Source organism: Thalassotalea montiporae (assembly GCF_053485855.1).
Genome location: NZ_JBQRUO010000001.1, coordinates 1084984 through 1097677, shown reverse-complemented (window position 1 = coordinate 1097677; position 12694 = coordinate 1084984). Strand labels below are relative to the sequence as shown.

13 protein-coding genes are annotated in these 12694 nt (G+C 44.3%); 12 read left to right on the top strand and 1 reads right to left on the bottom strand.

Annotated features, from left to right (window positions below; genetic code table 11):
* Nucleotides 1–58: 58 nt before the first annotated feature.
* The 12 genes from ACSLUR_RS04755 (at nt 59) to lipA (ending at nt 11109) form a co-directional block, all read left to right on the top strand.
* The gene (locus tag ACSLUR_RS04755) at nt 59–559 is read left to right on the top strand and encodes an LPS-assembly lipoprotein LptE (protein ID WP_448552266.1); all 501 of its coding nucleotides are present in this window, start codon (nt 59–61) and stop codon (nt 557–559) included.
* A 32-nt stretch (nt 560–591) separates the two neighbouring features.
* A complete protein-coding gene (gene holA / locus ACSLUR_RS04750; RefSeq protein ID WP_448552264.1) occupies nt 592–1632 on the top strand; it encodes a DNA polymerase III subunit delta in 1041 nt (346 codons plus the stop codon).
* Entirely contained in the window at nt 1625–2395 is a 771-nt protein-coding gene (gene nadD, locus ACSLUR_RS04745) for a nicotinate-nucleotide adenylyltransferase (protein WP_448552262.1), read from the top strand. Before holA ends, nadD begins: the two co-directional genes overlap by 8 nt.
* A 210-nt stretch (nt 2396–2605) precedes the next feature.
* Nucleotides 2606–2926, top strand: a complete 321-nt coding sequence (gene rsfS, locus ACSLUR_RS04740; RefSeq protein ID WP_448552260.1) for a ribosome silencing factor — start codon at nt 2606–2608, stop codon at nt 2924–2926.
* A 23-nt stretch (nt 2927–2949) separates the two neighbouring features.
* A complete protein-coding gene (gene rlmH / locus ACSLUR_RS04735; RefSeq protein WP_115999627.1) occupies nt 2950–3420 on the top strand; it encodes a 23S rRNA (pseudouridine(1915)-N(3))-methyltransferase RlmH in 471 nt (156 codons plus the stop codon).
* Between the two features lie 61 nt (nt 3421–3481).
* Nucleotides 3482–5455 carry a penicillin-binding protein 2 gene (gene mrdA / locus ACSLUR_RS04730; RefSeq protein WP_448552257.1) on the top strand — a complete coding sequence of 658 codons (1974 nt, stop codon included), beginning with the start codon at nt 3482–3484 and terminating at the stop codon, nt 5453–5455.
* Complete coding sequence (rodA, locus tag ACSLUR_RS04725) at nt 5455–6573, top strand: rod shape-determining protein RodA (protein ID WP_448552255.1); 1119 nt, start codon at nt 5455–5457, stop codon at nt 6571–6573. Before mrdA ends, rodA begins: the two co-directional genes overlap by 1 nt.
* Nucleotides 6574–6672: 99 nt before the next feature.
* Complete coding sequence (locus ACSLUR_RS04720) at nt 6673–7497, top strand: septal ring lytic transglycosylase RlpA family protein (RefSeq protein WP_448552253.1); 825 nt, start codon at nt 6673–6675, stop codon at nt 7495–7497.
* A 192-nt stretch (nt 7498–7689) separates the two neighbouring features.
* Nucleotides 7690–8886, top strand: a complete 1197-nt coding sequence (locus ACSLUR_RS04715; protein ID WP_448552251.1) for a serine hydrolase — start codon at nt 7690–7692, stop codon at nt 8884–8886.
* Nucleotides 8887–9159: 273 nt separating this feature from the next.
* On the top strand, nt 9160–9423 hold the full coding sequence (gene ybeD, locus ACSLUR_RS04710; RefSeq protein WP_115999622.1) for a DUF493 family protein YbeD: 264 nt from the start codon (nt 9160–9162) through the stop codon (nt 9421–9423).
* A 68-nt stretch (nt 9424–9491) separates the two neighbouring features.
* A complete protein-coding gene (lipB, locus tag ACSLUR_RS04705) occupies nt 9492–10151 on the top strand; it encodes a lipoyl(octanoyl) transferase LipB (RefSeq protein ID WP_448552249.1) in 660 nt (219 codons plus the stop codon).
* Entirely contained in the window at nt 10141–11109 is a 969-nt protein-coding gene (gene lipA / locus ACSLUR_RS04700) for a lipoyl synthase (protein WP_116014310.1), read from the top strand. The genes lipB and lipA overlap by 11 nt, the downstream gene beginning before the upstream one ends.
* Before the next feature lie 147 nt (nt 11110–11256).
* Here the strand turns inward: lipA and ACSLUR_RS04695 are convergent, their stop codons facing one another.
* Nucleotides 11257–12408 carry an MFS transporter gene (locus tag ACSLUR_RS04695; protein ID WP_448552247.1) on the bottom strand — a complete coding sequence of 384 codons (1152 nt, stop codon included), beginning with the start codon at nt 12406–12408 and terminating at the stop codon, nt 11257–11259.
* Between the last annotated feature and the right edge of the window lie 286 nt (nt 12409–12694).

Genomic DNA, 12694 nt, shown 5'->3' with positions numbered 1-12694 from the left:
TTAGGCGCCAAATATTTAATCTTGTCGGGTTCTTTTCGCTTTAGAGTAAGGAAAAATTATGAAGTTATCGTCACGTAAAATAAGCCTAATTGTCGTGTTAAGCATTTTGCTATCGGCTTGTGGCTTTCGCTTACGCGGTGACTTTCTGCTCGCACCAGAACTGCAAACCCTTTATGTTAGCTCAGTTGACAAACACGGTGAACTTACTCGTTTAGTCAAACAACATTTAGCCTTAAATCAGGTGAATATCGTTAGTACACCTCGTGCCGAACTTCCTGAGCTGAGAATTTTAAAAGACGAACTAAATCGTCGCACGCTATCACTATTTCCTAATGGCCAAGTGGCTGAATACGAAATTATCTATACCGTTAATTACCAGCTACAAATGGCTAACCAAGAACCTCAGCGCTTTAGCTTTGAGCTGTACAGTGATTATCAAGACGACCCAGATCGCACTCTGGCAAAAAGTCGCGAACTTGCACTACTGTTGAAAGAAATGCGCCAACTTGCCGCAGATCGTATCCTACGTGAAATGGCGAGTATTCAAGTTAATAGCTAAGCCTTCAACGCCAATTAACGAGGTTTTTAAGCTTGCGCATCTACCACAATCAACTCTCACAAACCTTATCACAGCCGTTGGCACCTGTTTGGCTAGTATTTGGTGATGAGCCTTGGCAAAAAAACGACAGCTTGGCGCAAATTAAAGCCGCTGCCCTGCAGCAAGGGTTTGATGAGCTAATCCGCTTTAGCATCGATGACAAATTCAATTGGGATGAAGTGCTCAACGAATACAATGCCATGAGCCTATTTGCCGCCCGTCGCGTGATTGAGCTTGAATTTCTAAGCACCAAGTTAAACGACAGTGCCACAAAAGCGATTGAGTTAATTTGTAGTCAGCTTAGCCCTGACGTCACCCTACTTTGCCATGGTGATAAACTCGATGGCAACGCCAGTAAAAAGAAATGGTTTAAAGCACTGAGCGGCGCGGGTGTCTATCTACCGCTTTACGACCTAGACACCAAAGGTTTAGCCATGTGGCTCAATCGTCAGGTACGTCAGTATCAATTGGTGATTGATAAACAAGGCATTGAATTATTGCTGACCATGTTTGAGGGCAATATCTTAGCGCTCGATCAAGAATTGCAAAAGCTGTCTATTTTATATGGCCAGCAGGCAATTGACTTTGATACCTTGTCAGCACTGATTATTAGCCAAGCAAAATTTAACCCTTTTGCCTTAGTGGATGCCTTACTCGCGGGTAAAGTTGATCGCTGCATCACTATGTTAGATCAGCAGCAACAAGAAGGGACGCCTGCGACCAAAATCCAGTGGTTTATCAACAAAGAGCTTAACCAGCTCAAACAAATGCATTACCAATTGCAAGCAGGCGAAAACGAGCAAGCCATATTTAAAGCATTTCGCATTTGGGATAAGCGCAAACCGCTTTATCAGCATGCACTAGCCAATATGTCGCTTGATAATATTTTAATTGCGATTACCCGCCTAGCCGATGTTGATTTGGTCAGTAAAACTACGAGTGAATTTAATGTTTTTCAGATGCTTGCAGATGTCTGTATTTGCGCTTATCACGGTGAAAAGCTAAAGCCACTTAGCCTAAACTACTATGACTAACGTTGCTGGAAACGAGCTGGTTACAAGCAAACTGCCCAAAAACACGGAAAGCCAACTAATTTTTGGCGGCACCTTTGACCCTTTTCACTTGGGTCACTTAAACCTATGTAAACATATTGCAGGCGATTTAGACGTTAATAAAATCACGCTATTGCCAGCGAATATTCCGCCGCATAAAGCGGCTGCCAAGGTAAGCAGTCAACACAGATTGGCAATGTTACAGGCACTCGCCCAGCAAGTGCCGCTTTTTCGTGTCGATGGTCGAGAGCTTAATCGCGACAAGCCAAGTTATACAGTCGACACATTAGAAGAGATTAAGCTCGAAAAACCATCGCTTTCGCTAAGTTTACTTATTGGTATGGACTCTTTACTTAGCTTTACTCAGTGGCATCAATGGCAGGAAATACTCGCGCGAGTTAATCTTATTGTCTGTACACGGCCCAATTACACGCTTAACATAAAACAATTGCACGCAGAGCTTCAGCAGCGCCTGACCGACAAAGCCTCGTTAAATCTAGCTGATGTTGGACAAATCTATTTAGCCCCACCAGCTAATGTTGAGTTATCCTCAACCGATATTCGCTATCAGCTTAGTCAAGCTGGCATGTGCGATTCATCATCGGTTTCCGTACCTAAACAAGCGCCTTGCCAAGTGCCCAATCAAGGATTAAGCCAAGCGCCTAATCAAGGGTTAAGCCAAGTATTTAACCAGCTCCCCAAAGTAATTGCAGAGTACATCAAGCAGCATCAGCTTTATTGCTAGTACTTTGCCTGAATATACAGATAACTCACTATCCACGCTAACCCAAACATCAATGCGTTTTTGCTAATACTTGAAGAATAAGTGTTTCGTAGCCGAATAATTTACTGCCTGTTACCTTTGAGCAGTTAACGCTCCTGATAAATAGTGATATTATTAGCGGTTACTAATTTCGGATATTGTTTTAATTCAATTTCAATCAAGGAAAAAACATTGCAAAGTGAAGCTCTTTCCGCTTTCGTTTATGAAAAAATCGACGATCTAAAAGGCCGCGACATTATCACCCTAAACATTCAAGATAAGGCCAGTTTTGCTGATTACATGGTAATCGCTTCAGGTAACTCTAATCGCCACGTTAAATCTATTGCGCAAAATGTTGCCATGGAATGCCGTGCTGAAGGTATCGAACCGCTCGGTATCGAAGGTAATGATATTGGTGAATGGTCGTTAGTTGACTTAGGTTCAGTAGTAGTTCATGTCATGACTGACGAGCAACGTGACAAATACCAAATTGAAAAGCTTTGGCAAGACTAACAGCAATTTAGGCGATCCGTTCAATGCGTTTAACTTTATATGCCGTTGGCAATAAAATGCCTGCTTGGGTGACTCAAGGCTTTGAAGAATATGCCCGCCGTTTCCCACGTGATTTAAGCTTTCATCTGGTTGAAATCCCTCCTGGTAAACGTACTAAAAATGCTGATATTGCCCGTATTCTAGACAAAGAAGGCGAGCAAATGTTAGCGGCTATTCCAAAAGGCAATCGCATTGTTACCCTAGAAGTAACAGGTAAACCCTGGGACACTCCAATGCTTGCTACCCAGCTAGAGCGTTGGCAGCACGATGGCCGAGATGTGGCATTATTGGTTGGTGGGCCAGAGGGGCTAGCACCCGCTTGTATTAAAGCCTCAGAGCAAAAGTGGTCGCTTTCACCTTTAACATTGCCACACCCTATGGTGCGCATTATTATTGCCGAAAGCTTGTATCGCGCTTGGAGTGTTAACACGAACCACCCCTATCATCGAGAATAAGCGCAGAGAATAAGCCCAGAGAGTAAGCAAAGGTAATAGCCATCAAAACTAAGCAGCTATCATGGTAAGACGTAAACGCGTATCCATACGTAACCACAGCGCCGAGGCAAATTTATTTGCCCGCCGTGCTTTTATTGCACTCATTGGTGTGGTCGCGATGTTGATTGTTCTGTTTACCAACGTTTATAACTCGCAAGTTAATTCGTTCGAAAAGTATCAAACGCGATCAAATAGCAACCGCATTAAGCTTTTGCCTGTTGCCCCTAATCGTGGGCAAATCTACGATCGCAATGGCGTACTGCTGGCTGAAAATAAGCCCGTTTACAGCTTAGAAATTATTCCTGAGCAGGTTGAAGATCTCGAAGGTACGATTGCCGATATTAGTGAGTTACTCGATATCAGCGAAGAAAAACAACAAAAGTTCTTCAAAGCACTGCGAGGTAAACGTCGTTTTAAACCGATTGAATTACAGTCGCGTTTGAGCGATCAGCAAGTAGCGCTCTTTTCCGTTAATCAGCATAAATACCCAGGCGCATTTATTGATGCCCGACTTAAGCGTTATTATCCATTTGGCGATTTAACCACCCATAACTTAGGTTATGTTGCCAAAATTAACCGCAAAGACGCGCAGCGCCTAGAAGCAGAGGGGAAATCAGAGAATTACGCCGCAACCCGTGAGATAGGTAAACTAGGTTTAGAAAAGTATTACGAAGAGATTCTACACGGTCGTATTGGTCACCAAGAAGTTGAAGTGAATAACCAAGGACGCGTGATACGCACGCTTGATTTCACGCCTCCGACTCCCGGCAAAGACCTTACCCTTACCCTAGATATTGAGCTACAAATGATCGCCAAGCGGGCACTCGCTGGCAAACGTGGCTCAGTAGTCGCGATTGACCCGCGTGATGGCGGAGTGTTGGCGATGTATTCGAACCCAAGTTACGACGGTAACTTATTCGTGCACGGCATTAGCTCGAAGAATTATCGCAAATTATTAGACTCGAAAGACTTGCCACTGATCAATCGCAGTGTCCAAGGTTACCCGCCCGCTTCTACCGTAAAACCCTTCTTAGCCTTACTTGGCCTAGAGCAAGGAGTGATAACACCTGAAACTCGAATTTGGGACCCTGGTTGGTATCAGCTAAAAGGTGTTGATCACAAATACCGTGACTGGAAAAAATGGGGGCATGGCTGGGTTGATTTAACTAAAGCGATTGAACAATCGTGTAACGTTTACTTTTATGATTTAGCCTACAAACTTGGTATCACCAAAATCAGCGAGATGATGGACAAGTTTGGCTTTGGTGAACGCACCGGCATTGATATTCATGAAGAGAGCAGCGGTATTTTGCCCAGTGTTGGCTGGAAGCGCGCTCGCTACAATCAAAACTGGTATACAGGCGAAACTTTATCAGTCGGTATCGGACAAAGTTATTGGACGGTAACGCCATTGCAACTGGCGCAGGCGACCTCAGTGTTGGTCAACAAAGGTGAAATCAAAAAGCCGCACTTATTAAAAGCCAGTTCGCAAACTACATACACACAAGGTGAAGGCAAGAATGTTGTCACCATCAGTGCTCAGCCATATGAGCTTGAGGAGTACCCACCAATTGCCTTAAATAACCAAGACAATTGGCAGCTTGTGCTAGATGCGATGCATTCAACCGTGCAGAAAAAAGGGGCAACTGGCCATACCGCGTTTAAAGACCACCAATACGACGCCGCCGGTAAAACAGGCTCCGCACAAGTTGCGCGCATTGCGCAAGATGCAAAATATGACGCCGAAAAAACTCAAGAGAACAAGCGTGATAATGCCATGTTTATCGCCTTTGCCCCATTTGATAAGCCAGAGATTGTGGTCTCTGTTGCTATCGAAAATGTTGCCAAAGGCGGTGGTGCAACCAATGCCGCGCCGGTGGCAAGGCAAATAATGGATCAATATTTTGGTAATCGCGTGATCACTAGCGAATACACCAGTGAGGAACATCCACTTCACGACGAACACTTTACCGTTTCCACTGACGAGGCCGATTAATGCGATCAACGGGGCAAGATCAAGCCAAAAAACTCGATATTTGGCAGAAACTTCATTTAGATTTACCCTTGTTGCTTGGCTTACTTAGCTTGATGACCTTGGGACTTTTTGTGGTCTATAGCGCAGGTGGGCAAGACTTTGATTTGGTTGTTCGACAAGGTGTTCGCCTTGGCGTTGCCCTGCTCGTGATGTTTATCGTCGCGCAGATTCCACCGCAGGTTTATTTTAAATGGGCCGTTCCCACTTTTGTTATCGGCTTAGGTTTACTGATTGCGGTACTGCTAGTTGGTACGGTAGGTAAAGGCGCTCAACGCTGGTTAAATCTTGGCTTTATGCAGTTTCAACCTTCAGAAGTGATGAAACTTATTGTGCCGATCACCATCGCTTGGTTTATCAGCCAGCACGATCTGCCAGCCAAGCTAGGCAACATCGTGATTGCTTTTATTCTTGTTCTGATCCCGACATTACTCATTGCTAAGCAACCCGATTTAGGTACCTCACTGTTAATTGCTAGCTCAGGCATTTTCGTGATTTTTCTTGCAGGTGCCAGTTGGAAGTTAATTGGCACCTGCGTAGGGCTTGCCTCGGCATTTACGCCAATCCTTTGGATGTTTTTGATGAAAGACTACCAAAAGCAGCGAGTATTAACATTCCTTGATCCAGAGAAAGACCCACTGGGTAGCGGCTACCATATTATTCAATCAAAAATCGCCATTGGCTCAGGCGGGCTATACGGCAAAGGCTGGCTACAAGGCACGCAATCACAATTAGAGTTTTTACCAGAGCGCCATACCGACTTTATTTTCTCTGTGTTTAGTGAGGAATTCGGGCTAGTTGGTGTAACAGCTTTGCTGCTGGTTTATTTAGCTATCGTAATGCGCGGTCTTTGGATTGCAGTAAATGCTCAAGAAGCCTTTACCAAACTGCTTGCAGGCAGTATTACATTAACCTTTTTTGTATATGTATTTGTCAATATTGGTATGGTTTCGGGCTTGCTGCCAGTGGTTGGTGTACCACTGCCGCTCGTCAGCTATGGTGGTACGTCAATGGTGACATTAATGGCCGGCTTTGGCATTCTAATGGCAATAGGAACGCACCGTCGATTTAATGCACAGTGATTACCGATAAGCTTTAAATCTAAATTTTACGCAACGCATAAAAACAACGCGTAAAAGCTAAACATAAAAACTATACATAAAAGCTATACATAAATAACAATGACTAAAAAATTATGCCTAGCCAGCTTGCTTGTCACCGCTATTGCCATCATGGCTGGTTGCAGTACCAATACTGGCCGCTACCAACAAGCACATGACAGCATTCCAACCCGTTTACCAACCGCTGCGGAGCTTAAAGATCCCATTCCGCGTGCTGAGCCCAAAAGCCGAGGTGGTAATCGAGACTATCAGGTGCGCGGTAAGCACTATCAAGTACTCGATAGCGCAGAAGGGTTTAGCCAGTCAGGTATAGCTTCTTGGTATGGTAAAAAATTTCACGGTCATCTAACATCTAATGGCGAAATCTATGACATGTATGCCATGAGCGCTGCGCATAAAAACTTACCATTGCCAACCTATGTAAAAGTTACCAACCAAGCAAACCAAAAATCTGTGATAGTCCGCGTTAATGATCGTGGGCCGTTCCATCAAGACCGTATTATCGACTTGTCTTACAGCGCAGCATACAAGTTAGGCATGCTGTCCACTGGCACAGCAAACGTTACAATTGAAACGATTAGTGACGCTAAGCCGCCAGCCAACCAGAAAGTTAAGCAAGAAACGCTAGCAAATAGCGACAACGACGAGGCGGTACCAGAAGGTGATTATGTTCAAGTATTTGCGACACGCAGTGAAGACGTGGCTAAGCGTACAGTTCTAGCACTGACCAGCTTATATCAGCACAACGCCGTTTATTCGCAGCAAAATGGTATATACCGCGTTAAGCTAGGCCCATTTGCCGAGCACGAAAATACCGATGAATTAGTCACCAGTTTGCGACAAGCCGGTTACGAAAGCGCCTACCGTCGCAAAATCTTACATTAAGCCTGTTATCCATTGGGTTTGCGCGTAGCAAATCCTAATAGTAGTGATATACTGTTGGCAATTTTTTGACACAACTTATCACACCAACCTTTAGCACTGCCCTCCCCAATAAAGCGAGTGGCAAAGTAAATAACTCGCTAAAGCGATGATCAGTTGTGCAGCTGGTTAAAAATACAATTTTCAAGGAGCATTATGTCACGCCCATTCGCTCAGCGCGTAGCTAAATCCACTAAGCGATGCTTAGTTTTGCTAAGCGCCATTACGCTTTCCTCATCTATATTTTCTGCTTCGGCACAATCGATTCGCATCACACCGGATGCTCCTGAAATTAATGCCAAAGGCTTCATCTTAATTGATTACACCACAGGTAAAGTGATCGCAGAAGGCAATGCCGACACGCAATTAGAGCCGGCTAGTTTAACTAAAATGATGACTAGCTATATTATCGGTCGCGAACTTCAAGCAGGTAATATCGCAAGCACTGATATGGTGACTATCAGTGAAAATGCATGGGCAAAAAACTTCCCAGATTCATCAAAAATGTTTATTGAAGTCGGAACTGAGGTGAGTGTTGCCGAGCTTAACCAAGGAATTATTGTCGCTTCAGGTAACGATGCCTGTGTTGCAATGGCAGAGCATATTGCTGGCTCTGAAGACGCTTTCGCCGATCTAATGAATGCCCACGCACAGCAATTAGGCATGTCGAGCAGTTACTTTGAAAACAGCCATGGTCTGCACAGTGAAGAGCACTTCACTACACCACGAGATATGGCAACACTAGCAATTGCATTAATTCGCGATACACCAAGTGAATATGAGATGTACAAGCAACGCTCGTACACTTACAACGACATCAAACAGTACAACCGTAACAGCCTGCTATGGGACAAGAGTTTAGACGTTGACGGTATTAAAACGGGCTATCATTCAAAAGCTGGCTACAGCTTAGTGACCTCAGCGGTGAAAGACGGAATGCGTTTAGTTTCTGTGGTGATGGGTACCGAAAGCCAACGCGCTCGTAAAATTGAAAACAAGAAACTGCTTAACTATGGCTTCCGCTTCTTTGAAACCATCACGCCATATGAAGCTGGCGAAACGTTTGCCACGAACCGTGTTTGGATGGGTGATATTAAAGACGTTAACCTAGGCATTTTAGAAAGCACGCCGATTACTATTCCGCGTGGTCAACGTAAGAAAATTGAAACGAACGTTGAACTTACCAAAGAACTTGTTGCTCCATTAGCCAAAGGTGAGCAAGTGGGTAAACTTTATTTAACCCTTAACGGTGAAGATATCGCTGAATACCCACTGGTTACCTTACAAGAAGTGAACGAAGGCAGCATGTTCAGCCGTTTAGTGGACTATGTAAAACTGCAGTTTGCTAACTAGTTACTAAATTTTAAGTAACAGCGTAAATCCCCCCTTGAAAAGCCCTGGCAAACGCTAGGGCTTTTATGTCTCATAAAGTTGCATTTAACGCTTGAATTTTGATTGTTCGCCACCATTAACAAGCCAGCAAATCACAAGCATAGCCCTTGCCTGTAGATTAGTGATAAAATATGAACTAAGAGCACCAAGCGACCGCATTTATGTGAGCGTTCGCACCAGACTGCGTTGTGGAGCATTATATTAGCGCCCTGCAATCAGTAATAGAGAGCAAATATGCAAACTAAATTTGATGAACTATTAGAATTTCCAACCGTACTAAACTTCAAAGTGATGGGTGTCGCTTGCGACGAATTACCTGACTTGATTGTTGCTGAGTTACAAAAGCACACGCCTGGCGATTACTCACCGAAATTAAAGCCAAGCTCTAAAGGTAATTATGTATCTGTGTCTGTTGCCGTTCGCGTGACAAGCAAAGAGCATATTGAGCAGGTATATCAATCGCTAAATACGATTGAGCAAGTTCGCTACATTCTCTAGCGAACCAAGCCACCAAAGAAATAGCCAAGCATTCTATCGCGACATTGTAAAATCAAGTAGGCAGTAAATTGACTAAAACGCTAGTTATTCGACAGTTAGCACAAGCAGAGTACACACAAGTATGGCAAGCCATGCAAAAGTTCACCGATGAGCGTGATAAGTCAAGCTTAGACGAACTGTGGTTAGTAGAGCATCCGCCCGTGTTTACTCAAGGGCAAGCCGGTAAAGAAGAGCACTTACTTGCGCCTGGGGAAATCCCAGTTGTACAAGTTGACCGTGGCGGACAAGTGACTTACCACGGTCCCGGCCAGCAAGTTATCTACGTCATGATCGATCTTAGACGCCGAAAAATGGGTGTCCGAGAACTGGTTACCCTAATTGAAAATGCGATAGTTAATACCCTTGCAGAATATGATATTGACGCCTACCCAAGGCCAGATGCCCCAGGAGTCTATGTCGATGGCAAAAAAGTCGCTTCGCTTGGCTTACGGATTCGCAAAGGCTGTTCATTCCATGGGTTAGCGCTCAATGTTAATATGGATTTATCACCATTTTTGCGCATCAATCCTTGCGGTTATAACGATTTAGAAATTATACAAAGTGCTGATTTAAATGGTCCGAAAACTGTTGAGCAAGCAGGTCAAGGGCTGGTCAAACATTTAAGCGCACTACTTGAAGCCGACGAGCTTCAATATCAAACAGGTTTGGAACAACAATATGACAATTAAATCTTCACGTATGGAGCCAGGCGTTAAGCTACGCGACGCTGAGAAAATGGCACATATCCCAATTAAAGTCGTGCCTTCAGAGCGTGAAACTATGCTGCGTAAACCAGAGTGGTTGCGCATCAAATTGCCGCGTACAACTGAAAAAATCGATCAAGTCAAAGCTGGCTTACGCAAGCACGGTTTGCACTCAGTATGTGAAGAAGCTTCATGCCCTAATCTGTCAGAGTGCTTCAATCACGGTACCGCCACCTTTATGATCTTAGGTGACATTTGTACCCGCCGCTGTCCGTTCTGTGATGTAGCTCACGGTCGCCCGCTAAAACCAGACGCAGAAGAGCCGAAAAAATTGGCACTTACGCTTAAAGACATGTCATTAAAATACGTGGTGATCACTTCAGTTGATCGCGACGATCTGCGTGACGGTGGTGCGAGCCAATTTGCTGAATGTGTGAAAGAAATTGCCGAACTTGCACCACATACAAAAGTGGAAATCTTAGTTCCAGATTTTCGTGGCCGTATGGACCGAGCGCTGGAAATTTTAAACCAGCATCCACCACATGTGTTTAATCACAATATGGAAACCGCGCCGCGTCTATACACTAAAGCGCGCCCTGGGGCGAATTACCAGTGGTCATTAGACTTACTTAAGAAATTCGGTGAAGCTAACCCCGATGTACCAACTAAGTCAGGCTTAATGGTGGGCTTAGGTGAAACTAACGAAGAAATCCTTGAGGTGATGCGCGACTTGCGTGCTCACGGCGTGACCATGCTAACAATTGGTCAATATTTGCAACCAAGCAAAGAGCACTTACCTGTGGAACGTTATGTTCACCCTGATGAATTTAAAATGTTCCACGACGAAGCCATGAAAATGGGCTTTAAACATGCCGCCTGTGGGCCGCTTGTGCGCTCTAGTTACCACGCTGACAAACAAGCCGCAGGTGAAGAAGTCAGCTAGTAGTGTATCGCCAGCGTTACGTGCTTTAAGGCTAATCATAACTTCCTAAAAATTGGCGGCAGTATATTACCTTTGTACTGTCGCTAACTTTTTAGCCGTCTCATCCCTTCGGTAACTATGTGTAAAGCTAAGGCTATTTAAACACCGTTAACTTTCCAATTGACGCTTGTTAAGCCCCAGTGAAATCAAACCAGCTAGAAGCGCCGTTATCGCCGCAGCAACATGTGTTTGCATTAACCCGTTACCATCTAGCCACAGTAAACCAGCCGCGTACGCACCGATTGCGCCACCCACCCCATAAACACCACTAATGTAGAGCGCTTGCGCCCTGTTTTGTTGATTTTCACGAAAGTGGTGTTGAATAAACTGCATCGACGCACTGTGATAAAGTGCATAGCTTGCCGCATGAATAAGCTGCGTAAACACTAGTAATGCCATATGCTCGCCCCAAAGTCCCATTAACAGCCAGCGCAGTGCAGTACTTAAAAAACTAAAGATTAATAAGTGATAAACACTAAACCGCTTGAATATGCGCCCTGCAAGTATAAACGTCGCTACTTCAATCACCACAGAGACACCAATTAACAGACCAACTGCGTAGCTAGGGTGGCCTAAGTCACGAATATACAGAGCAAAAAATGAGTAGTATGGGCCAAAGCTTACTTGCAACAATAAACCAGCGACAAAGAATAAAATAAAGTTGCGAGACATAAGAGGGGTTAGCATTGAGCTCGTATCTATTTCGCTTGGTGCACGCCCTCTTTTATCGCGCATCAACAAAGTAGATAACCATAAACCAATCAATACCACTAAACCGAGTAAGACAAAGGTTTCACTGCCCTGGCTGGCAATAACTTCGCCACTAAGCACGGCAAGCGCAATAAAACCTAAACTGCCCCAAAGCCGAATACGCGCATAAAACTTTGCGCTTTTGCGCATCGAGTGCAGCGTTAGCACTTCTAGCTGAGGCAACATGCCTGTCCAAAATAAACTGAATAGCGCTAATACAATGGCAATCGGCCAATAACCATCAACAAAGAACAAGCCAAAAAATGAAATCATTGCCAGCGTACTGGCTACTTGAATAACGACAAGTTGTTTGCCCGTTTTATCAGCAAAGAATGCCCAAAAAGATGGCCCTACAATTTTAGTAGCGGTAAAAATCGCAAGTAGCTCACCAATTTGGCGGGAGTTAAATCCTCGCCCTTCAAGAAAAACCGCTAAAAAAGGCATGGCTAAACCAAGTACGGCGAAGTACCAAAAGTAGCCGTTAGAAAGGCGAACAAAGTTAGATAACATGTGTTAGAAAATTACTTCCATATTGGTAACAAAAAGAAGGTTTGGATAGGTCCAGCCTCCACAACCTCTTAGGAGCGACATTGTAAAATGTTCGCCAATCCTTATTTGAAAGGGTTTAATACCAATTGAAATAAATACTTAATCATTCAGCGAGAATTAAAAGGCTCATAGGCAAGGCATTGATTGCAGAGAATGGTTATCCCCTTGTCAAAATCAATAACGCCGAATATGAGCCTTTTAAACTCGCCCTTCGGGAGCGTGTCAGCACTGCGATTATTGCGCCAAA